The sequence below is a fragment of the Amycolatopsis sp. NPDC005961 genome, assembly GCF_040629235.1.
GTDB lineage: Bacteria > Actinomycetota > Actinomycetes > Mycobacteriales > Pseudonocardiaceae > Amycolatopsis > Amycolatopsis camponoti.
The window spans coordinates 131,253-152,598 of sequence record NZ_JBEXVF010000006.1 but is presented as its reverse complement, the minus strand read 5'-3'; the positions used below and the strand labels follow the sequence as shown (position 1 = coordinate 152,598).

Genomic DNA, 21,346 nt, shown 5'->3' with positions numbered 1-21,346 from the left:
GTCAGACGGCCGCGGTGAGGTCGTAGACCGTCACGCCGTCCACCGTCGTCGCCTGGTACGTCGAGGCCACCCACTCCGCGATCTGCTGGGCCGCGTCCGAACCGGTGGAACCCTGCATCGTCATGCCGTCGCCGAGGAAGTAGTGGATCCGTCCGCTCGCCACGTACTGCCGGAACTGGTCGAGAGTCGGGTACGGGTCCGTCCCGTTGAAACCGCCGACCGCCATCACCGGCGCGCCACTGGCCAGCTGGTAGCCCGCGGCCGCGTTGGAGAGCACCGTGGCCGCCGTCCAGGTGTAGCGAGACGCGTCCTGCTTCAGCAACGCCGTGAGGGAAGCGCCGGGCATCGTCGTCGACAGGAGTGAACCCGGGCCGCCGCCGAAGCCCCCACGGCCGCCGCCGAAGCCGAAGCCCGATGACGGGCCCGCCGACGGGATCGCCCCGTCGTGGGTCGTCGCCGCGGTCGCCAGCGTGTAAGCCCCGGTGCCGGACAGCAGCACCACCAACCCCAACGCCGCGACCGACGCAGCCGCCCATCGCGTCAAGTGCGAGGCGAAGAACAAGCCCACGGCCGCCAGCAAGCCGCCGACCAGCACGGAAGGCGCGAGCCACGGCTGCCACGTCGAGTCCGACAGGAGCAAGTAGGCAGTGAGAGAAGTCAAAGCCACTCCGCCGCTCAAGACGCCCGCCGCCGCGGGGTTCGACCGGAGCCGCCACAGCTGGACCGCCGCCGTGCCGGCCAGTGCCGCGATCGCCGGCGCCAAAGCCACCGTGTAGTACGGGTGGATGATGCCGCCCATGTAGCTGAACACCAGCGCCGTCACCAGCAGCCAGCCGCCCCACAGCAGCAAAGCCGCCCGTGAACGGTCGGTGCGCGCGGAACGGCGCGTGAACCACAGACCGGCACCCAGCGCGAGCAGCGCCGCCGGGATCAGCCACGCGATGCCGCCCGCCATCTCGCTGCCGAACAGGCGGGTCAGGCCGGTCGAGCCCCAGCCGCGGCCGCCACCGCCGCCGACGCTCCCCACCTCGTCGCCGGTGATGCGGCCGAAGCCGTTGTAGCCGAACACCAGCTCCCACAAGGAGTTCGTCTGCGACCCGCCGATGAACGGCCGGTCGGCCGCCGGCCACAGCGCGACGACCACGAGGTACCAGCCCGCCGCGACCAGCGTCGCCGCCAGCGCGCCCAGCAGGTGCAGCAGCCGCTTGCCGAGCGAAACCGGCGCCGCGACGAGGTAGGCGAGAGCGAACGCGGGCAGCACCAGGAACGCCTGCAGCATCTTCGCCAGGAAACCGAACCCGACCGCGACACCGGCCAGCGCCAGCCAGCGAGGGCTCGCCTTTTCGAGGGCGCGGACCACGCAGTAGGCACCCGCGACGAGCAGCAGCACGAGCAGCGCGTCCGGGTTGTTGAACCGGAACATCAGCGCCGCCGCGGGCGTCAGCGCGAGCACCAGGCCCGCGACGAGCCCGGCCGCCGGACCGGACGTTCGCTTGACCGTCGCGTGCAGCAGCCACACCGAGCCGACACCCATCAGCGCCTGGGGCACCAGGATGCTCCACGCGTTGACGCCGAACACCCGCGCCGACAGGCTCATCACCCAGAGCGCGGCCGGGGTCTTGTCCACCGTGATCGCGTTCGCGGCGTCGCTGGAACCGAAGAACAGCGCCTTCCAGCTCTCCGACCCGGCCTGCGCGGCCGCGGAGTAGAAGGCGTTGGCCCAGCCGGAAGCGCCGAGGCCCCACAGGTAGAGCACGGCGGTCCCGAGCAGCAGCACGCCGAGCGCGGGCCGGTGCCAGGTCCGGCGGGCCGGTGGTGAGGGGGTCACAACGGTTTCGCGCGACGCGAGTGCGGTCATGAGCTCAGCTTCCGGTTTCCAGCTGGGGCAACGTTGTGCCGACGCTGTGCACCCGCTGTGCGGGCACGGCCACGGGCAGGCGCACCGCGAACTCCGTCCGGCCGGGGCGGCTGTGCACCTCGATCGTGCCGTGGTGGGCGACGACGACGGCGCACGCGATCGCCAGACCCAGCCCGGTACTGCCGGCCGTGCGGGAGCGCGAAGAGTCGCCGCGGGCGAACCGCTCGAAGACGTCCGGCAGCAGGTCCGGCGCGATACCGGGCCCGTTGTCGGTCACCGTGACCACGGCGCTGCCGTCGGCCGACCGGGCGAGCGACGTCGTCACCGCGGTGCCCGGCGGGGTGTGCGTGCGGGCGTTGGCCAGCAGGTTCCCCAGCACCTGGTGCAGCCGCTGGACGTCGCCGAACACGAGCACCGGGTCGGGGGGCAGCTCCAGGAGCCAGCGGTGCTCGCGCCCGGCGACCCTGGCGTCGCCGACGGCGTCGGCGACCAGCCGGGTGAGGTCGAGGTCGCGCACGTCCAGCGGCCGGCCCGCGTCGAGCCGCGCCAGCAGCAGGAGGTCCTCGACGAGCGTGCTCATCCGGACGGCCTCGGCCTGGATCCGGGTCATCGAGTGCGCGACGTCCGGCGGCACCAGCGCGCTGCCGCGAGCGGCCAGCTCGGCGTACCCGCGGATGGCGGCCAGCGGCGTCCGCAGCTCGTGGCTGGCGTCGGCGACGAACTGGCGGGTGCGTAGTTCGCTGTCGTGGCGGGCTTCCAGGGCCTGCGCGACGTGCCCGAGCATCAGGTTCAGCGCCGAGCCCACCTGGCCCACCTCGGTCCGCGGGTCGGTGTCGGACTCGGGCACGCGGATCGACAGCGCCACCTTGCCCTGGTCGAGCGGCAGCTCGGTGACGCGCCCGGCGGTGGCCGCGACGCGGTCGAGCGGCCGCAGCGTCCGCCGGACCGCGAACGCGCCCAGGAAGGCCGCGCCGAGCACCCCCGCGGCGGCGACCCCGAACAGGATCAGCCCGACGGTGAGCAGCGTGTCGGTGACCGGCTTCATCGGCAGGCCGGTGACCACGACGGCGGACGTCCCGGTGACCGGCAGCGCCATCAGCCGGTACTCGCCGAGGTCGTCGAAGGACAGGGTGTGCGGCTTGCCGTCGGTGGGCACCGAGAGCATGAGGGCCTGCTGGGCCGCGGTGAGGTTCAGCCGCGAGCCGTGCTCGGTGATGCTGTCGTCGTGGACGAGCTGCTGGCCGTCGAAGGTGCCGCTCACCGTGCCGACGTTCTGCCCGAGCGGGTGCTCGCCCGCCTGGCCGTCCGGCTGCGGACCCGGGCCCCCGGGGTGGGCGTTGCTCGCGAAGACGAGCGAGCGCGTCGCCGCGGCGGACAGCTGCTGGTCGATCTGGCGGGTGAGGAACAGGTCGAGCGCGAGCTCGCTGACCACCCCGACGATCAGGCACACCACGGTGAGCAGCACGACCATCGAGCCGGTCAGCTTCGCGCGCAGCGAAAGGCGCCCCCGGCGGGGGTGCGGTGCAACGGTTCGCGCGGCCATGGGTAAAGCGTCCGTCCGCGCCGTGTGTGCGGGTTGTGTGCTGCCTGTGAGGCGGCTGTGCGGTGACCGGCCGGTCGCGGATGTCCGGGTTCTCCGGTCACAGGAACGGCTGACGGCAACCACAGTGCGCACACAGCGAGCGGCTCCACCGTGGATCTCACCCAGAGGATCTCGTTGAGGAGCACCACGATGACCACACCGCAGGCACCGTCCACTCCGGACCAGACGTGGGGCTCGGCGCCGAGCACGCCCCCGAAGCCGGGCTGGTCGCCCGGCAAGAAGATCACGGCGGGCGCCGTCGCGGCCGTGATCGTGGCCGGCGGAGGAGCGGCGGTCTGGGCCGCTTCGTCGTCTTCGGCGGCGACCGACACCGCGACCGGGCCGGGCGGGACGCAGGGCGGGCCGGGCGGCATGCGGGGCGGCGCCGGCGGCCTGGCTTCGGCGCTGCACGGCGAATACGTGGCCTCGGACGGAAACGGCGGCTACGTCACGAAGCTCACCCAGACCGGCGAGGTGACGGCGCTGAGCGCGACGTCGCTGACCGCGAAGAGCGAGGACGGGTTCTCGAAGACGTACACGATCACGTCGGCGCAGGCGACGGGCCTGGCGACCGGCGACACGGTGACGGTGGTGGCGACGGAGTCGGGCGACACGGCGACGGCGACCTCGGTGTCCGACGGCGCGTCCGCCGGTCAAGGGCAGCTGCCGGGTGGCGGCCAGGGAACCCCACCGTCGGGTGCGCCGACGCAGACCGGCTGACCCGGGGTTCGCCGGCGTCCCGGCCGGGGCGCCGGGAACCCGGGTTCAGCGGCGGTCGTAGTCGACCGCGACCTCCGGGGTCGTCGCGCGGGAGCGGCACGTCAGGATCCGGCCGGCCGCCACGTCGTCGACCGTCAGCGCGTACCGGACGTCCATGTCGACCTGGCCGTGCAGGAGCGTCGCCCGGCAGGTGCCGCACGCGCCGCCCGTGCACGAGTACGGCACTTCGAGCCCCGCTCGCAGCGCCACGTCGAGCACCGTCTCCCCGGCGTCCGCCGCCAGGGACGTCGTCGCACCGCCCAGCGTCACCGCCACCCCGGCCGGCGTGCCCGCCGGGTCGCGCAGGGGTGCCGCGCCGCGGAAGAGTTCGAAGTGGACGCTCTCGTCCGGGACGTCCGCGTCGGCCAGCGTCCGGCGGACCAGGTCCATCAGGCCGCGCGGCCCGCACAGGAACCACTCGTCGACCTTGGCCGGGTGGAGGCGGTTCTGCAGCAGCGCGCGCAGCCGCGTCCCGTCGAGGCGCCCGCGCTGGTACCGCTCGTGCGAAATCGCGAGGGCCTCGCCGACCGTGTCGAACTGCCGGGGCCGGTGCGCGTGGAGGTCCGGGTCGCGCTCGTCGGTCCGGTAGTGGACGACGTGCAGCCGTCCGCCGAACCCGTCGGCGAGCGCGCTCAGCTCACGTGCGAAGAGCGTCGTCGCGCCCGAAGTGTTGACGTACAACAGCGTCGCGCGGCTGTGCGGCTCGGCGGACAGCGCACTGACCAGTATGGACAGCACCGGCGTGATGCCACTGCCCGCGGCCAGCGCGACGTAGTGCGCGGTCCGCGAAGGATCCGGTGTGAGCGTGAACCCTCCCGTCGGCGGGAGGACGTCGAGGAAGTCGCCGACGGCCAGCGTCGTGGTCGCGAACCCGGAGAAGGCGCCGCCCGGACGGCGTTTCACCGCGATCCGCAGCTCGCCCGATGACGCCGGCGCGCAGATCGAGTACGTCCGGCGCACCGGCTGCCCGTCGAGCACCGCGCGGACCGCCACGTGCTGCCCGGGAACGAACCGGAACTCGGCCGCCAGCTGCGGCGGGACGTAGAAGGTGATCGCGACGGCGTCCGCGGTCAGCGGGCTGATCTCGCGCACCCGCAGCCGGTGGAACCGGCTCGGCCCGAGCGGGGGCGGCGCCGGCGCGGGCACCTCGACGTCGGGTTCGGCCTCCAGTCCCACCGCCACGCGGTACTCCTCCGCGGTCAGGTCCCGGCCCCAGGCGGTGCTGATCGGGACGTCGTGGGCCAGGTAGGCCTCGCGGTTCTCGAGCCACACCCGCCGGTACCGGTGGAACGGGACGGCCGGGTGCAGGTGGTGCACCAGGTGCAGGTTCTGCGCCAGCAGCACCGGGGTCAGCAGCCGCTCGAGGCCGATGCGCACGCGGGTGGTGCCGAACCGGCCGCGCGTGCGGGCCGCGGGCAGGCCGTGGTGCGGCAGCCAGCCGAACGACCAGGCCAGCAGGCCGAGCCCCAGCCGCTGCGGCAGCAGGTAGACGAACAGCAGCTCGAGGCCGTGCCCGCCCGAGACCAGCGCCACCACGGCCGACAGGGCCGCCGCCAGCACCACCAGCGCCTCGGCCAGCTCCTGCGGGGGCCGGCCCCGCAGCCGCGCGAAGTAGCAGCGCGCGTACGCCACGTCCAGGGTCAGCCAGCGCAGCGGCAGCTGCCAGCGCGGGCCCCGCGACGTCCAGGCGTCCGGGTCGTCGCGGACCGGGCCGTTGGTGTGGCGGTGGTGCTCACCGTGGACGAACCGCAGCGACGGGAACGCCGAGTACGCCGCGACGAACGGGACGGCCAGTCGGCCGAGCACCTCGTTGACCCACGTGAGCTTCCCGGCCGAATGGTGCGCCGACTCGTGCACCACCGTGTACATCGCGAAGGTGACGACGGTGTTCAGCGCCACGGTCACGACCGGCGGCACGAGCCCGGCGAGCAGCAGCCAGGTCGCGGTGCCCCACAGCGCGGCGGCCGCGGCGAACAGCAGCAGGGTGGGCACCGAGACGGCGGGCAGCGCGATCCGGGGCGAAGGCACCGCGCGGGCGCCGTCCAGCGCGGTCGCGGGCGCCACCACTGTGACGGAACCCTGCGGCTCGGTGACGGCGACGGACATCGAGCGGTCTCCTCGGTCGAGAAGCTCCTGGCCAGGCGGGAGTCACCGTAGACAACTCATCCGGTTTTGTAAACGTTGTAGCAGGCTTCGAAAAAAGGTGTCGGCCAGCGGAACGGAACCGGCGGGTACGCTCGCCGTGTGAAGGCCGTCACCCACCCGGTCCCGGCGCGGACCCGGGAGAAGCTGCTGGCCGCGGCGGCCGACGTCATCAGCACCGACGGCTGGGCCGCCGTGACGATGGGCAAGCTGGCCGCGCAGGTCGGCGTGAGCAGGCAGACCGTCTACAACGAACTGGGCTCCAAGGCCGAGCTCGCCAAGGCCCTGATGCTGAGCGAAACCGACCGCTTCGTCGAGCGGGTGAACGCGGACGTCGCCGCGCACCCGGGCCGTCCGGTCGACGGCGTCACCGCCGCGTTCAAGCACAGCCTCGAAGCCGCGCACGCCAACCCGCTGGTGGAGATCGCGCTCGGCGGGGCCCAGAACGGCCGCGACGACTTCCTCCCGCTGCTGACCTCCCGGCCCGAGGCGGTGCTGGGCCGGGCCGTCGAAGCCGTCGCGGCGGTCTTCGCGCGCAGCTACCCCGAGGTCTCGCTGACGGCGTCGGAGTGGGCGGTGGCGGTCGAGGCGTTCATGCGCCTGCTGCTTTCCCACCTGGTGCAGCCCAGCGGCTCGGCCGAGCACGCGAGCGGCCAGATGCGCTGGGTGATCGGCCGGATGCTCGGGTCGTGACGCCGCAGGTGGCCCCCGCCCGGGTGGCGAGGGCCACTGGCCTAGACTCGGACGTCCCGGTCTGCAGGTGACCAGGGACCATTTCCGCTGGATTGTCCTACACAATCGTTACCGCTCGAGGAGAAGACCTTGAAGAGCACCGTCGAGCAGCTGAGCCCGACGCGAGTCAAGATCAATGTCGAGGTGCCGTTCGACGAGTTGAAGCCGAACTTCGACCGCGCCTACCGCAAGATCGCCCAGCAGGTGCGCATCCCGGGCTTCCGGCCCGGCAAGGCGCCCGCTCGCGTCCTGGAAAGCCGGATCGGGCGGGGCCCGGTGCTCGACGAGGTCGTCAACGAGGCCATCCCGGCCAAGTACATGGAGGCGGTCCGCGAGAACGAGGTCCGCACGCTCGGGAACCCGGAGTTCGACGTCACGAAGCTCGAGGACCGCGACGTCCTCGAGTTCACCGCCGAGGTGGACGTGCGACCGGCGATCGAGCTGCCCGACCTCGAAGGCTTCGCGGTCACCGTCGACGACGTCGAGCTGACCGACGCGGAGGTCGACGAGCAGCTCGACGAGCTGCGCGCCCGCTTCGGCACGCTGACCGGCGTCGAGCGCCCGGCCGAGACCGGCGACTTCGTCTCGATCGATCTGGCCGCGACCGTCGACGGCGAGGCCGTCGAGGAGGCCGCCACCTCGGGGCTGTCCTACGAGATCGGCTCCGGCCAGCTCGTGGACGGCATCGACGAGGCGATCGTCGGCGCGAACGCCGGCGAGACCAAGACGTTCACCACCCAGCTCGTCGCCGGCGACCACGCCGGCAAGGACGCCGAGGTGACCGTGACCGTCCAGTCGGTCAAGCAGCGCGAGCTGCCCGAGGCCGACGACGAGTTCGCCCAGATGGCGAGCGAGTTCGACACGATCGAGGAGCTCAAGGGCGACCTCCGCGAGCGCCTGGGCCGCGTCAAGAAGATGCAGCAGGGCGTCCAGGCCCGCGACAAGGTGCTCGACGAGCTCCTGGAGCGCACCGAGGTGCCGATCCCGGAGAAGGTCCTCGACTCCGAGATCGAGAACCGCAAGCACGACGCGATCCACCCGTTCGACCACGACGAGGCCCAGTTCGCGCAGGCCCTCGAGGCCGAAGGCCGCACGCTGGAGGAGTTCGACGCGGAGACCCGCGCCGAGTCGGAGAAGGCCGTCCGCACGCAGCTGCTGCTGGACACCATCGCCGACAAGGAAGAGGTCTCGGTCAACGACGGCGAGCTCACCGAGCGGATCATCTACCAGGCCCAGCGCTTCGGGATCAGCCCGGACGAGTACGTCCAGCGCGCCCAGCAGTCCGGCCAGCTGACCGCGATCTACGCCGACGTCCGCCGCGGCAAGGCGCTCGCCTCCGTGGTCCGGAAGGCGACCGTCACCGACGGCTCGGGTGCCGAGGTCGACCTCTCGGAGCTGTTCGGGGCCGAGGAGCCGGCCGGCGACGAGGCAACCCAGGAGACGCAGGCCACCGACGAGGCGGCGAAGACTCCGGCGGAGTGAAGCTGTGAGCGAACTTGGGCGGTGTCAGGCATTCTGCACCGCCCAAGTTCGTTAGGGTCGGTTGCAAGATCTCAAGCATCTGAAACGACAGCGGTGGTCGTCAGCACGGGACCACCGCCGGCGAAAAGGCAGGCAGACGTGACGCAGCACACGCCCGAGGCGCGGTCCGGCACCGCGGGGCTCACCCTCACCGACTCGGTGTTCGAGCGGTTGCTCCAAGAGCGCATCGTCGTCCTCGGTTCCGAGGTGAACGACGAGATCGCCAACCGGATCACCGCGCAGCTGTTGCTGCTCGACGCGGACGACGCCGAGTCCGACATCCGCTTCTACATCAACTCGCCGGGTGGCTCGGTCACCGCCGGGTTCGCCATCTACGACACCATGCAGCTGATCCGCCCGGACGTCGCGACGTACGCGATGGGCATGGCGGCCTCGATGGGCCAGTTCCTGCTGTCCTCGGGCGCGCCCGGCAAGCGCTACTCGCTGCCGCACGCGCGGATCCTGATGCACCAGCCATCGGCCGGTGTCGGCGGCACCGCGTCGGACATCGCGATCCAGGCCGACCTGTTCAACAAGTGGAAGCAGGAGCTGGCCCGGATCACGGCGGACCAGACCGGGCAGACGGTCGAGCAGATCATCGCGGACGGCGACCGCGACCGCTGGTTCACCGCGCAGGAGGCGAAGGACTACGGGTTCGTGGACCACGTCCTCACCGCCGACATCGCCCGTCCGGGCTCGAACTGAGCGCGAAGCACACAGGAGACTCGATCATGAGCAACTTCAGGCTCCCGGGTGACTTCCGGGCTCCGAACACACCCCAGTCGCGGTACATCCTCCCGTCGTACGTCGAGCGCACCAGCTACGGCGTCAAGGAGTCGAACCCGTACAACAAGCTGTACGAAGAGCGCGTCATCTTCCTCGGCGTGCAGGTGGACGACGCGTCGGCCAACGACGTGATGGCCCAGCTGCTGCACCTCGAGCACGAGGACCCGGACCGCGACATCCTGCTGTACATCAACTCGCCGGGTGGCTCGTTCACCTCGCTGATGGCGATCTACGACACGATGCAGTTCGTCCGTCCGGACATCCAGACGTACTGCCTCGGCCAGGCCGCCTCCGCGGCCGCGGTCCTGCTGGCGGCCGGCACCCCGGGCAAGCGCTACGCGCTGCCCAACTCCCGGGTGCTGATCCACCAGCCGGCCACCGAGGGCACCTACGGCCAGGTCTCCGACCTGGAGATCCAGGCGAACGAGATCCAGCGGGTGCGGCGCCAGATGGAGGTCATCCTGGCCAAGCACACGAACAAGGACCCCGACCAGATCCGGACCGACATCGAGCGGGACAAGATCCTGACCGCCGACGAGGCCAAGGCGTACGGCATCATCGACGAGGTGCTCCCGTACCGGAAGGCCTCGGCTCTGTAGATCCGCCAGGCCGGTGTGTGTCGAGGAGACGACATACACCGGCACTCTGGTTTAGGGTCGTCCTCTGACGTGCTCCCGGCGCCTGTGGGTGTTCCCGCCCACGGCATCGGACGGGTACCGTCAGTGGCAATGCGTGAGGCTCCACTCGGTCGTTCGCGACCGGGGGTCGCACCGTCGCAACACACGTCAGGCGCGGCAACCCGCGCCGGAGGGGACGAGGTCAACGGCCATGGCACGGATCGGTGACGGCGGAGACCTGCTGAAGTGTTCTTTCTGCGGGAAGAGCCAGAAGCAGGTGAAGAAGCTCATTGCCGGCCCCGGGGTCTACATCTGCGATGAGTGCATCGACCTCTGCAATGAGATCATCGAGGAGGAGCTGGCCGAGGCCGGCGACGTCAAGCTCGACGAGCTGCCCAAGCCCGCCGACATCCACGAGTTCCTCGAGCAGTACATCATCGGGCAGAACGATGCCAAGCGGACCCTCGCGGTAGCGGTTTACAACCACTACAAGCGGATCCAGGCGGACGACAAGGCCGGGCCGAAGGACTCCAAGGAGGAGTCGGTCGAGCTCGCCAAGTCGAACATCCTGATGCTCGGCCCCACCGGGTGCGGCAAGACCTACCTCGCGCAGACCCTGGCGAAGCTGCTCAACGTGCCGTTCGCGATCGCGGACGCCACGGCGCTCACCGAGGCCGGGTACGTCGGCGAGGACGTCGAGAACATCCTGCTCAAGCTCATCCAGGCGGCGGACTACGACGTCAAGCGGGCCGAGACCGGGATCATCTACATCGACGAGGTCGACAAGATCGCCCGGAAGAGCGAGAACCCGTCGATCACGCGGGACGTCTCGGGCGAGGGTGTCCAGCAGGCGCTGCTGAAGATCCTCGAGGGCACGACCGCCTCGGTGCCGCCGCAGGGCGGCCGCAAGCACCCGCACCAGGAGTTCATCCAGATCGACACGACGAACGTGCTGTTCATCGTGGCCGGCGCGTTCGCCGGGCTGGAGAAGATCATCAACGAGCGGGTCGGCAAGCGTGGCCTCGGCTTCGGCGCGGAGATCCGCACGAAGTCCGAGATCGAGGAGAGCGACGTCTTCTCGGACACCATGCCCGAGGACCTGATCAAGTTCGGGCTGATCCCGGAGTTCATCGGCCGGCTCCCGGTCGTGGCGACGGTCAACCACCTGGACAAGGAATCGCTGGTCAGCATCCTCACCCAGCCGCGCAACGCCCTGGTGAAGCAGTACAAGAAGCTCTTCGAGATGGACAACGTCGAGCTCGAGTTCACCAAGACCGCGCTCGAAGCGATCGCCGACCAGGCGGTCCTGCGCGGGACCGGTGCCCGCGGGCTCCGCGCCATCATGGAAGAGGTGCTGCAGCCGGTCATGTACGACATCCCGAGCCGCGACGACGTGGCGAAGGTCGTGATCACCGAGCAGACCGTCCGGGAGAACGTGAACCCGACGATCGTCGCCCGGCAGCCGACGCGGCGCACGCGCAGCGAGCGCGGCGAGAAGTCGGCCTGAGGCCGGGCGTCTCCGGGCCAACCCGGTCCGGAGACCCGACAGGAAAGCTGAATGACTGCTGACTCTATGCCGGTCACCGGCGGGGGCACCGCCCCCGCCGGTGGCGTGCAGGCGCCGCCGCCCCCCGAACCGGCGCCGGTGCCCGGCAGCCCGGTCCTCGGGTTCCGTGAGCTGAGCGAACGCGTCATCGCGTCCGTGTTCGACCGGTACCCGTGGCTGAACCGGGTGCTGATGGGCGTGCTGGCCGTGTGTGCCGGCACGTGCGTCGTGGCCGTGGTGGCCCGGCTGTCGCCGCTGCCGCTGATCCCGGTGCCGCTTTTCGTCCTCGCCGGTTACGCGCTCTGGCGGGCCCGTGGGGTCACCGAGCGGCGTCCGCTGGTCAACTGGGTGGTGTTGTTCGGCCTCGCGACCCTGGTCGGCTTCTGGCTGATCTCGGTCGTCGGCCGGTGGGTGGAGTGAACTTCCTCCGTCCGCAGGGTTTGCGCGAGGCCTTCTCCGGGTAGCAAGGTCCCGTGGTGAGTGCCGATAGACCGGTTCGGCACACGGCACTGTTCTACCGCGGTGACACTGAGTACTTGGACGGCGTCGTTCCGTTCCTGCTCGACGGGCTCGGCCGGAGCGAACCCGTGGCCGTCGCCGTCCCGGCACGGAATCTCCCGCTGATCGAGAACGCCCTGGAAGCCCGCGCCGGCGAAGTGCGGCTGGCCGACATGTGCCGCGTGGGCCGCAACCCGGGCGCGATCCTGCCGAACGTCCTGCTCGCCTTCGCCGGTGAGCACGCGGGCCCGGTGCGGATCGTGTCGGAGCCGATGTGGGGTGGCCGCACCGGCGAGGAGTACCCGGCGTGCGTCCTGCACGAGGCGCTCATCAACCACGCTCTCGCCGGGCGTGACCTGGCGGTTCTCTGCCCGTACGACACCGCGTCGCTGCCGCCGGAGGTGCTGGCCGACGCCGAGCGCACCCACCCGGAGGTGTGGGGGCCGGCGGGGCCGTGCGTCAGCCCCCGCTTCGACCCGGACGGTGCCCGCGCGGACTTCATGCGGCCGCTGGACCAGCCCGCGGCCGCGGTCGAGCGGAAGTTCGACATCGGCCAGCTGAGCTCGCTGCGCGGGTTCGCGGAGATCTGGGCCGCGCGCCACGGCCTGCGCCGCCCGAGACGGGACGACTTCACCCTGGCGATCGCGGAGCTGACGACGAACAGCGTCCTCTACGGCGGCGGTTCGGGCGTGCTCCGGCTGTGGGCGCAGGAGCGTCAGGTGGTCGGCGAGGTCACCGACACGGGCACGATCACCGAACCCCTGGCCGGCCGGATCCCACCGGCGGCGGCCTCGCTGGGCGGCCGCGGGCTGCTGCTGGTCAACCGGCTGGCGGACCTGGTCCGGACGTACTGGGTCCCGGGCCGCACGACAACCCGCGTCCACTTCACCTGCTGACACGTACCCCAACGGCCGACACACGTACCCGGCCGGACGACTCGCGTACCTGGCCGGACGGCACGCGCACCTGGGCGGACGACACGGTGCGCGGGCCGGGGCCGGTCGTGTCGTCCATCGGGGTACGCGTGTCGTCCGGCTGAGTACGTGTGTCGGCCGTTGGGGTACGCGTGTCGGCCGGGCCGGGTCAGTCCTTGCGGGGGACGTGCTTGCCGAGGAAGCTGATCACGCTCGGCACCACCGTCCGGTTGAACGGGTCGCCGTGCTTGCCGTGGGCCGTGTGGGCGACCGCCGGGTGGGCGGCCTCGATGTAGCGGCGGGCGCCCGTGATGAACGAGTCCTCCGTGCCGCACCAGATGCCGTTGGCCACGCTCTTCGTCTCGTCGATGTGCCGCAGCGGGTCCAGCGCCGCCCAGTCGTTCAGGCCGGTGAAGATGTGCCGCTTGGCCATCTCCTGCCAGGACAGGATCAGCGCCGGGGCCAGCGTCGCGACCGCGGCCGGCGGCTGGCGCCGCTCGACCCGGCGGCGCGTGTACACCAGCGCGCCGAACCCGCCCATCGAGACGCCCGTGCAGGCGAACGGCTGCCCGGTGTCGCCGGCGAAGCCGCGGGCCCGCAGCCACTGCGGGACCTCCTCCAGCAGCATCGCCATCGGGTCGTCGCCCGGGTGCACCTCGTGCCAGTAGTTGTCGCCGCCGTCGACCGCGACGAAGCCGAACGCCGGGACCGCCTTGCGCGCGACGTCGCTGGAGAGCTGCTTGAGCGTGCCGGTCGGGGCCGCGCTGCGGGCGTTGCCGTGCAGGCCGTGCAGCATGAGCGACATCGGCAGCCCCTTCGGCGGGGTCTTCGACGGCAGGATGAACACCAGGTCGACCATCCGGCCGCGGGCCTGGGAGTAGACGCGCTCGACGCGGGTGCTGCCCAGCTGGGTCGTCGGGTTCGACGACGTCACGCCCAGCGTGCGCTGCAGGGCCTGGCTGAACGGCAGCTTGCCGGTCGCGGTGCCGAGGGCGAGCCCGCCCACGGCCAGCCCGGACGCCCCCGCGATCAGCACCGAGCGGCGGCTGAGCCACCGCCGCGCGTCCCGGACGGCCGCCTCACCGGCCGACTGCGGGGTCTCCGAGGCCTCGGCCTCGCCGTGATCCCCGTTTTCCTCGTTCACCTGTCTCCGTCCCCCGCCTGCTGCACCTAGGACGCCGCGCACCCGCTCCGCGTTCCCCTCGCGTCCCTGTCGCCGGGTTAGTCGTTCCCACCCTGCCCGGCGTTTCCGGTTCTCGCTCGCCAGGCCGCCTTCGCTGCCTCGGTCGAGTGTTCCGCCCTCTCCACAGTGTCCCCGAGACCCACCGCCAGGGTGATCCCCAGGGGTATCAAAATGTGCTCGATGCCCTGCTCACCGGGGCCGAAGTGCCCGGACGCCTCGAGTGTGACGAACCCGTGGAGCGCGCTCCACAACTGCGCGGCCGCCTGGTACTTGTCTGCGGGCCGGAACCGCCCGGCCTCGATGGCCCGCTCGGTCGCCCGGACGATGTGCTCGAACGCCTCCAGGCCCTCCTCGGCGGCCTCGCGGCCCTCCTCGGTGGTCAGGTCGGACAGCGTCGCCCGCTTGCCGCCGGGCGCGGACTGGCCGAACGTCACCGCGAACAGCTGGGGCTGCTCGGCGACCGCCTGGCGGTAGGTCCGGGCGAGGCTGAAGATGTCCGCCACCGGGTCGTCGGTCTCGCCGACCCCGGCCAGCCACGCGCTGAGCCTCCGGAACCCGGTGCGCGCCACCTCGTCGACCAGCGCGGTCATGCCCCCGAAGTGCGTGTACACGGCCATCGTGGAGACGCCGACCTCCGCGGCCAGCTTGCGGGCCTGCAGGGCTTCGGGACCGCCCTCGTCGAGCAGCCGGATGGCCGCCTCGACGAGCCGCTCCTTGACGTCGTTCGCGCGCGGTTTCGGGCTCATGCTTGCCAGTATCTCATAACCCTGTTATAAATTGCCCTATAACCGAGTTATGGCAGCTTCGGAGGGGTCAGGCATGGGCACCAAGTTCCTCGAAGGCAACTTCGCCCCGGTGAGCCGGGAGCACACGATCACCGAGCTGGCCGTCACGGGGCGCATCCCGGACTTCCTCGACGGCCGCTACCTGCGCAACGGGCCCAACCCGCTGTCCGAAGTGGACCCGGCGGCCTACCACTGGTTCATGGGCGACGGCATGGTCCACGGCGTGCGCCTGCGCGACGGCAAGGCCGAGTGGTACCGCAACCGGTGGGTGCGCAACCCGGCCGTCTCGGCGACGCTGGCGGGGGAGGACGCGAGCCGCTTCTGCGGGCTGGACGCGCTCGGCGCCAACACCAACGTCATCGGCCACGCCGGCAAGACCCTCGCGCTGATCGAGGCGGGCGCGCCGATCTACGAGCTGACCGAAGAGCTCGACACCGTCGGCCGCTGCGACTTCGACGGCACGCTGCCCGGCGGCTACACCGCCCACCCCAAGCGCGACCCGCGCACCGGTGAGCTGCACGCCGTGTCGTACTCCTTCGGCATGGGCAACAAGGTCCAGTACTCGGTGATCGACGCGCGGGGCCGCGCGCGCCGCACGGTCGACGTCGAGGTCACCGGGTCGCCGATGATGCACGACTTCTCGCTGACCGAAAAGCACGTCGTGTTCTACGACCTGCCGGTGACGTTCAACGCGGACATGGCGGTCGCCGCGAGCGTGCCGGGCGCGTTGCGGGCGCCGGCGAAGCTCGTCCTCTCGGCCATGGTCGGCAAGGTCCGCGTGCCGGACCCGGTGACGGCGATGATGTCCCGCAAGCTCGGCGCGAACGGCGGCCTGCCGTACCGCTGGAACCCGAGGTACCCGGCGCGGATCGGCGTCATGCCGCGCGAGGGCGGCAACGGCGACGTCCGGTGGTTCGAGGTCGAGCCGTGCTACGTCTTCCACCCGCTCAACGCCTACGACGACGGCGACGCCATCGTGCTCGACGTCGTCCGCCACCCGAAGATGTTCGACACCGAGCTGCACGGCCCGGACGAGGGCGGCCCCACCCTGGACCGGTGGACCGTCGACCTCACCGCGGGCAAGGTCCTGGAAGAGCGGCTCGACGACCGCGGCCAGGAGTTCCCGCGGGTGGACGAGCGGCTCGTCGGCCGGCGCCACCGCTACGGCTACTCGATGTCGGCCGACGGCGGCGCGACCCCCGGCGGCTCCCTGTTCAAGCACGACTTCTCGACGGGTTCGCGCCAGGAGCGCGCGTTCGGCGGGGGACGGCAGCCCGGCGAGTTCGTCTTCGTCCCGTCCCACGCGGACGCGGCGGAGGACGACGGCGTCCTGATGGGCTTCGTGTTCGACCCGGCGTCGCAACGCAGCGACCTCACGCTGCTCGACGCGGGCACGCTGGAGACGGTCGCCGCGATCCACCTGCCCGACCGCGTGCCCAACGGCTTCCACGGCAACTGGGTGGAGTCGGTCTGAGCCGTGTCGACCCCCCAGACACGCGTGTCGGCTCGCCAATCACGCGTGTCGACCGTTCGGACACGGCGTTCGACTCGTGGTCCGGCGGGCGCGCGTGATTGAGGGGACGACACGCGTGATTGAAGGGACGACACGATGTCCCGGTCGAGCACCGCTCAGGTGAGCAAGCGGTGGTCGCCGGTGTAGAGGTTCATCGAGTCGCCGCGCAGGAAGCCGATCAGCGTCATGCCGTTCTCCTCGGCCAGCTCGACCGCCAGTGACGACGGCGCGGACACCGCGGCCAGCAGCCCGATCCCGGCCATCGCGGCCTTCTGCACCAGTTCGAACGACGCGCGCCCGGACACCAGCAGGCCGAGCCCGGGCGCCGGGATCCGGCCGTCGAGGACGGCCCAGCCGAGCACCTTGTCGACCGCGTTGTGCCGGCCGACGTCCTCGCGGACGACGGCGATCTCACCGTCCGGGGTGAACAGTCCCGCCGCGTGCAGCCCGCCCGTGGAGGCGAACACCTTCTGCCGGGCGCGCAACGCGTCCGGCAGGGCGGAGAGGGTCTCGCTCTTCACTGTGAAGGCCGCGTCGGCCGGGGAGAAGCGGGTCTTGAGCTTGACCGCGTCGAGCGCGGCCTTGCCGCAGACCCCGCACGAGGACGTCGTGTAGAAGTTGCGCTCGACCCCGGTGTCCGGCGGCGGCACGCCCGGCGCCAGCGCGATGTCCAGCACGTTGTAGGTGTTGCGGCCCTGGTCGTCGACGCCGTCGCAGTAGCGGGCGACGGCGATGTCCTCACGGCCGCCGACCACGCCTTCGGACAGCAGGAAGCCGTGGGCCAGCTCGACGTCGTTCCCGGGCGTGCGCATCGTCACCGCCAGCGCCTTGCCGCCGACCCGCAGTTCCAGGGGCTCTTCGGCGGCCAGCGCGTCGGGGCGGCGGCGGTCGCCGGACGCGGAGATCTTCCGCACCGGCCTGCGCACGGTCACCCTGCCCATCGCCCACACCCTTCTCCGCCGGAAAGTTTGACACCCGCATGGTGCAACACCGGGTATTTAGTAATACATTCCCTCCATCATCTTCACTCTAGGAGAGGGATCCGATGGCTCTCGGCTTCCTGGACCGTTCCCGGATCGTGGCACCCCCAGGCTGGACGCGCTGGCTGGTGCCGCCGGCGGCCCTTTCGGTACACCTGTCGATCGGGCAGGCCTACGCGTGGAGCGTGTTCAAGACCCCGCTCGAGAAGACGATGCACCTGAACGGGACGCAGAGCTCGCTGCCGTTCCAGCTCGGCATCGTCATGCTCGGCCTGTCCGCGGCGTTCGGCGGCACGCTCGTCGAGAAGAACGGCCCGCGCTGGGCGATGTTCGTCTCGATGTGCTGCTTCGCCAGCGGGTTCCTCGTGTCCGCCCTCGGTGTCGCGACCGGGCAGTTCTGGCTGGTCGTCGTCGGCTACGGCGGGATCGGCGGCGTGGGGCTCGGCATCGGCTACATCTCGCCGGTGTCCACGCTCATCAAGTGGTTCCCGGACCGCCCGGGCATGGCGACCGGTATCGCGATCATGGGCTTCGGCGGCGGCGCGCTGATCGCGTCGCCGTGGTCGTCGTCGATGCTCGGCACGTCGCCGACCACCGGCACGATCGCGACGGCCTTCCTGATCCACGGCGTCGTCTACGCGGCGTTCATGTCGATGGGCTGGCTGCTCGTGCGCGTCCCGGCCGACGGCTGGAAGCCGGCGGGCTGGGAGCCGAAGACCGACCACGGCAAGGCGATGATCAGCACGGCGAACGTCTCGGCTGCCAACGCGATCAAGACGCCGCAGTTCTGGATGCTGTGGGTCGTGCTGTGCTTCAACGTCACCGCGGGCATCGGCATCCTGGAGAAGGCGTCCCCGATGATCGTGGACTTCTTCAAGAACACGTCCACCCCGGTGGGCACGGCCGCGGCGGCCGGGTTCGTGGCGTTGCTGTCGCTGTGCAACATGCTCGGCCGGTTCGTCTGGTCGTCCACTTCGGACCTGGTCGGCCGCAAGAACATCTACCGCACCTACCTCGGCGTCGGCGCGGTGCTGTACCTGGTGATCGCGCTGACGGACAACTCGTCGAAGCTGGTGTTCATCCTGTGCGCGATGGTGATCCTGTCGTTCTACGGCGGCGGGTTCGCGACGATCCCGGCGTACCTGAAGGACCTCTTCGGCACCTACCAGGTCGGCGCGATCCACGGCCGGCTGCTCACCGCGTGGTCGGTGGCCGGCGTGCTCGGCCCGCTGATCGTCAACCGGATCGCCGACAGCCAGAAGGCGGCGGGCAAGTCCGGGCCGGAGCTCTACCAGCTGTCGTTCTACATCATGATCGGCCTGCTGGTGGTCGGCTTCGTGGCCAACGAGCTGGTGCGGCCGGTGAAGGCGAAGTTCCACGAGCCCGTCACGGCGGGCGCGACGGCGGGGAGTGAGGCGTGATGACGGAACCGGCGACGAAACCCAACCGGGTGCCGCTGATAGTGCTGGCCTGGGCGTGGGTCGTGCTGCCCTTCGCCTACGGCGTGTACCAGCTGTTCCTGAAGCTGGTCCAGCTCTTCGGCTAGCCCGTGTGAGCTGAGTCACCCGTGCAGCGGGAGGTGGCCCGACGGCGTCGGTAGGGCGTGCACCTACTGGGGAAGATCGCCGTCGCCGGGCTCGCCTTCGCCGTCCTGGGCGGGACCGCTTACGGCTACCAGAACCTCCACGCTCTCGACGAGGTCTCGCGCGACAGCGTCATCGACGCCGACGGCGGCACCGGGCCCGGGGAACAGCCCGCCGACGGCTCGCTCGACATCCTGCTCGTCGGCCGGGACTCCCGCACCGACAAGGAGGGGAAGCCGCTGCCCGCGGACGTCCTGCGCGAGCTGCGGGCCGGCGCCAACGGCGACGACCTCACCGACACCCTCATCGTGCTGCGGATCCCGAACGGCACGCACGACGTGAAAGCGTTCTCCATCCCGCGCGACAGCTACGTCTCCATGCCCGGGGGGAAGGGCAAGATCAACGCCGCGTTCGGGCGGGCGAAGGCGGCCGAAGCGAAGCGGCAGCGCGACTCGGGGGAGACCGACAAGGCGAAGATCGACCAAGCCGCCCTCACCGCCGCGCGGCGCGGGACGCGGCAGGCCGTCGAGGACCTCACCGGCGTGAAGATCGACCACTTCGCCGAGGTCAACCTGCTGAGCTTCGCCGAGATCAGCAAGGCGGTCGGCGGCGTCGACGTCTGCCTCAAGAGCGCCACCAAGGACAAGAACTCCGGCGCGGACTTCCCCGCCGGGCCGCAGCGGATCTCGGGCGCGGACGCGCTGGCCTTCGTCCGGCAGCGCGACGGGCTCCCGGGCACCGACTTCGCCCGCGTCCGGCGGCAGCAGGTGTTCCTCGCCGGCCTGGCCCGGCAGGTGCTGTCGGCGGGGACGCTGGCCGATCCCGGGAAGCTGTCGGACCTCATCGACGCCGTCAAGCGCTCGGTGGTCCTCGACGCCTCGTGGAACCTGCTCGACTTCGTCTCGCAGATGCGCGGGGTCAGCGGCGGCGGGATCCGGTTCGAGACGATCCCCGTCGTCAACCGCGACTACCGGTACGACCAGGACAACCCCCGGGCCACCGCCGTGCAGGTCGACCCGGCCGCGGTCAAGTCCTTCGCGGCGGGGCTGATCGGGTCCGCCGCGCCGAAGGCGCCGCCGGCCGCGCCGGTCACCGTCGACATCTCCAACGCGGGCCCGAAGGAAGGGCTCGCGGCCCGCGTGGCCGGGTTCCTGGGCGAGCACGGGTTCGCCAAGGGCACGACCGGCAACACCGGGGCGCGGCGGACGTCACTGGTCACCTTCGGCGCCGACCTCGCGCAGCGGGGCGCGGAGGTCGCGAAGCTGCTCGGCGGGCTGGCGACGCAGGAGTCCGCGGCGGTGCCGCCCGGCCACATCGAGGTCGTGCTCGGGTCGGTGTACGCCGGCCCCGGGACCACCGGGGGCGGGGGCGCCCCGGCCGCCGGCGACGACCCGATCACCTCCAGCGGAGTCGTCTGCGTCGATTGACCGCGCGGTGGATTGACCGCGCGCTTTTCACCGCATTCCGCGAATTTGCGCGAAGAATTTCCGTGAAGGCGGGCAAAACCGTATTCGCCGACCAGACCACACCGGACCACGAGGGTGACTGGTCTTGACGCTGCCTCCCTGGTGAGGCAATGTGCGGTGACCGTCGGCGGCAGCCCGCCGGACGGACCGGAAAAGATCACCGGAACGGTGACAGTCCGGAAAGTCAATTTCGAGAAATACGGAAAGTCCGGAACCTATGCGCAACAGCGTTGCCCGCGGAGGGTGGCTCCTTCCGGTGCTCGCTTCCGCCGTTCTTTGTGCCGGGTGCCAGTCGTCGTCCGCTTCGGCGCACTACCCCGACTCGATCGACGCCTGCAAGCTGCCCGCCTCGAACGCGCGTGACCGGCTCGCGCCCGGCACCGTCGAGGTCCCACCCGATTCGGTCAAGACGGCCGACGCCAAGGTCGTCCCCCAGGACCGCTCCACCGAGGGCAACGAACTCACCAGCTGCAAGCGCCTGTTCGCCCGCGACCTCGGCGGCGGGAAGCCCAACCTGCAGGACTACCGGCTCGTCACGATCGCCGTCGTGCGGTTCACCGACGCCGACGCGGACGAGGGCGCGACCAAGGCCACCCAGCTGATGACCGACGCGCTCGGCGACCACTCGGGCGTCCGCCTCGCCACCGACGTCGGCGACGAGGCCGGGTTCTCCGAGCAGTGGGCCGCCGTCCGGACCGGGAACGTCGTGCTGGGCCTGGCCATCGCCGACGGCGGCACGGAAGCCGCGCTGATCCCGCCGGCGACCCTCGACAACGTCCAGGCTGTCGTCACCGACATGACGAACACCCTGCAGCGCGACTACCAGGGCTGAGCCCGGCCTGGCGTTGCGCCGGCCGCGAAACCCGCTGACAGCCGCGCGC

At 71.1% G+C, this 21,346-nt stretch carries 19 protein-coding genes; 13 read left to right on the top strand and 6 right to left on the bottom strand.

Going from position 1 to position 21,346, the window contains the following annotated elements:
* Position 1: 1 nt before the first annotated feature.
* Entirely contained in the window at positions 2–1,858 is a 1,857-nt protein-coding gene (locus tag ABZ342_RS08060) for a glycosyltransferase family 39 protein (protein ID WP_360470072.1), read from the bottom strand.
* 4 nt (positions 1,859–1,862) lie between these two features.
* Positions 1,863–3,401, bottom strand: a complete 1,539-nt coding sequence (locus ABZ342_RS08055) for an ATP-binding protein (protein ID WP_360470069.1) — start codon at positions 3,399–3,401, stop codon at positions 1,863–1,865.
* Positions 3,402–3,590: 189 nt separating this feature from the next.
* Here ABZ342_RS08055 and ABZ342_RS08050 point away from each other — a divergent pair, with 189 nt between their 5' ends.
* On the top strand, positions 3,591–4,160 hold the full coding sequence (locus tag ABZ342_RS08050) for a hypothetical protein (protein ID WP_360470067.1): 570 nt from the start codon (positions 3,591–3,593) through the stop codon (positions 4,158–4,160).
* A gap of 45 nt (positions 4,161–4,205) precedes the next feature.
* Here the strand turns inward: ABZ342_RS08050 and ABZ342_RS08045 are convergent, their stop codons facing one another.
* A complete protein-coding gene (locus tag ABZ342_RS08045) occupies positions 4,206–6,305 on the bottom strand; it encodes a fatty acid desaturase (protein WP_360470064.1) in 2,100 nt (699 codons plus the stop codon).
* Positions 6,306–6,443: 138 nt separating this feature from the next.
* Here ABZ342_RS08045 and ABZ342_RS08040 point away from each other — a divergent pair, with 138 nt between their 5' ends.
* The 7 genes from ABZ342_RS08040 to ABZ342_RS08010 all read left to right on the top strand — a co-directional run bounded on the left by ABZ342_RS08040 (position 6,444) and on the right by ABZ342_RS08010 (position 12,937).
* Complete coding sequence (locus tag ABZ342_RS08040; protein ID WP_155545635.1) at positions 6,444–7,034, top strand: TetR family transcriptional regulator; 591 nt, start codon at positions 6,444–6,446, stop codon at positions 7,032–7,034.
* Between the two features lie 129 nt (positions 7,035–7,163).
* Complete coding sequence (gene tig / locus ABZ342_RS08035; RefSeq protein ID WP_155545636.1) at positions 7,164–8,555, top strand: trigger factor; 1,392 nt, start codon at positions 7,164–7,166, stop codon at positions 8,553–8,555.
* A 138-nt stretch (positions 8,556–8,693) separates the two neighbouring features.
* Positions 8,694–9,299, top strand: a complete 606-nt coding sequence (locus tag ABZ342_RS08030) for an ATP-dependent Clp protease proteolytic subunit (protein ID WP_360470060.1) — start codon at positions 8,694–8,696, stop codon at positions 9,297–9,299.
* A 26-nt stretch (positions 9,300–9,325) separates the two neighbouring features.
* Positions 9,326–9,979: an ATP-dependent Clp protease proteolytic subunit gene (locus ABZ342_RS08025; RefSeq protein ID WP_155545638.1), complete on the top strand. Its 654-nt coding sequence runs from the start codon at positions 9,326–9,328 to the stop codon at positions 9,977–9,979.
* Positions 9,980–10,208: 229 nt separating this feature from the next.
* Positions 10,209–11,504, top strand: coding sequence for an ATP-dependent Clp protease ATP-binding subunit ClpX (gene clpX, locus ABZ342_RS08020; RefSeq protein WP_155545639.1), 1,296 nt, complete (start codon positions 10,209–10,211; stop codon positions 11,502–11,504).
* A gap of 51 nt (positions 11,505–11,555) precedes the next feature.
* On the top strand, positions 11,556–11,963 hold the full coding sequence (locus ABZ342_RS08015; protein WP_360470056.1) for a hypothetical protein: 408 nt from the start codon (positions 11,556–11,558) through the stop codon (positions 11,961–11,963).
* Between the two features lie 53 nt (positions 11,964–12,016).
* Complete coding sequence (locus ABZ342_RS08010; protein ID WP_360470053.1) at positions 12,017–12,937, top strand: anti-sigma factor RsbA family regulatory protein; 921 nt, start codon at positions 12,017–12,019, stop codon at positions 12,935–12,937.
* Between the two features lie 187 nt (positions 12,938–13,124).
* On the opposite strand, the gene ABZ342_RS08005 is transcribed toward ABZ342_RS08010, so the two are convergent.
* Both ABZ342_RS08005 and ABZ342_RS08000 read right to left on the bottom strand, forming a co-directional pair.
* Entirely contained in the window at positions 13,125–13,991 is an 867-nt protein-coding gene (locus tag ABZ342_RS08005) for an alpha/beta hydrolase-fold protein (protein WP_360470257.1), read from the bottom strand.
* Positions 13,992–14,176: 185 nt separating this feature from the next.
* Positions 14,177–14,884, bottom strand: coding sequence for a TetR/AcrR family transcriptional regulator (locus ABZ342_RS08000; protein ID WP_360470050.1), 708 nt, complete (start codon positions 14,882–14,884; stop codon positions 14,177–14,179).
* 73 nt (positions 14,885–14,957) lie between these two features.
* Between ABZ342_RS08000 and ABZ342_RS07995 the strand changes: the two genes are divergently transcribed.
* On the top strand, positions 14,958–16,397 hold the full coding sequence (locus tag ABZ342_RS07995; RefSeq protein ID WP_360470047.1) for a carotenoid oxygenase family protein: 1,440 nt from the start codon (positions 14,958–14,960) through the stop codon (positions 16,395–16,397).
* Positions 16,398–16,552: 155 nt separating this feature from the next.
* Here the strand turns inward: ABZ342_RS07995 and fdhD are convergent, their stop codons facing one another.
* A complete protein-coding gene (gene fdhD / locus ABZ342_RS07990) occupies positions 16,553–17,377 on the bottom strand; it encodes a formate dehydrogenase accessory sulfurtransferase FdhD (RefSeq protein ID WP_360470045.1) in 825 nt (274 codons plus the stop codon).
* A 104-nt stretch (positions 17,378–17,481) separates the two neighbouring features.
* Between fdhD and ABZ342_RS07985 the strand changes: the two genes are divergently transcribed.
* The 4 genes from ABZ342_RS07985 (at position 17,482) to ABZ342_RS07970 (ending at position 21,297) form a co-directional block, all read left to right on the top strand.
* Positions 17,482–18,837 (top strand): OFA family MFS transporter, encoded by a 1,356-nt coding sequence (locus ABZ342_RS07985; RefSeq protein ID WP_360470042.1) that lies wholly within the window; start codon positions 17,482–17,484, stop codon positions 18,835–18,837.
* Positions 18,834–18,962 carry a hypothetical protein gene (locus ABZ342_RS07980; protein ID WP_277875454.1) on the top strand — a complete coding sequence of 43 codons (129 nt, stop codon included), beginning with the start codon at positions 18,834–18,836 and terminating at the stop codon, positions 18,960–18,962. Before ABZ342_RS07985 ends, ABZ342_RS07980 begins: the two co-directional genes overlap by 4 nt.
* 57 nt (positions 18,963–19,019) lie before the next feature.
* Positions 19,020–20,426, top strand: coding sequence for an LCP family protein (locus tag ABZ342_RS07975; protein ID WP_360470040.1), 1,407 nt, complete (start codon positions 19,020–19,022; stop codon positions 20,424–20,426).
* 295 nt (positions 20,427–20,721) lie between these two features.
* Positions 20,722–21,297 carry a hypothetical protein gene (locus ABZ342_RS07970; protein ID WP_155545647.1) on the top strand — a complete coding sequence of 192 codons (576 nt, stop codon included), beginning with the start codon at positions 20,722–20,724 and terminating at the stop codon, positions 21,295–21,297.
* Positions 21,298–21,346 lie beyond the last annotated feature (49 nt).

What these genes read in the sequence shown, in the direction of transcription:
- ABZ342_RS08060 (WP_360470072.1), bottom strand. Translation starts at nt 1,858, where the DNA reads ATGACCGCACTCGCGTCGCGCGAAACCGTTGTGACCCCCTCACCACCG.
- ABZ342_RS08055 (WP_360470069.1), bottom strand. Translation starts at nt 3,401, where the DNA reads ATGGCCGCGCGAACCGTTGCACCGCACCCCCGCCGGGGGCGCCTTTCG.
- ABZ342_RS08050 (WP_360470067.1), top strand. Translation starts at nt 3,591, where the DNA reads ATGACCACACCGCAGGCACCGTCCACTCCGGACCAGACGTGGGGCTCG.
- ABZ342_RS08045 (WP_360470064.1), bottom strand. Translation starts at nt 6,305, where the DNA reads ATGTCCGTCGCCGTCACCGAGCCGCAGGGTTCCGTCACAGTGGTGGCG.
- ABZ342_RS08025 (WP_155545638.1), top strand. Translation starts at nt 9,326, where the DNA reads ATGAGCAACTTCAGGCTCCCGGGTGACTTCCGGGCTCCGAACACACCC.
- clpX (WP_155545639.1), top strand. Translation starts at nt 10,209, where the DNA reads ATGGCACGGATCGGTGACGGCGGAGACCTGCTGAAGTGTTCTTTCTGC.
- ABZ342_RS08015 (WP_360470056.1), top strand. Translation starts at nt 11,556, where the DNA reads ATGACTGCTGACTCTATGCCGGTCACCGGCGGGGGCACCGCCCCCGCC.
- ABZ342_RS08000 (WP_360470050.1), bottom strand. Translation starts at nt 14,884, where the DNA reads ATGAGCCCGAAACCGCGCGCGAACGACGTCAAGGAGCGGCTCGTCGAG.
- ABZ342_RS07995 (WP_360470047.1), top strand. Translation starts at nt 14,958, where the DNA reads ATGGGCACCAAGTTCCTCGAAGGCAACTTCGCCCCGGTGAGCCGGGAG.
- fdhD (WP_360470045.1), bottom strand. Translation starts at nt 17,377, where the DNA reads ATGGGCAGGGTGACCGTGCGCAGGCCGGTGCGGAAGATCTCCGCGTCC.
- ABZ342_RS07985 (WP_360470042.1), top strand. Translation starts at nt 17,482, where the DNA reads ATGGCTCTCGGCTTCCTGGACCGTTCCCGGATCGTGGCACCCCCAGGC.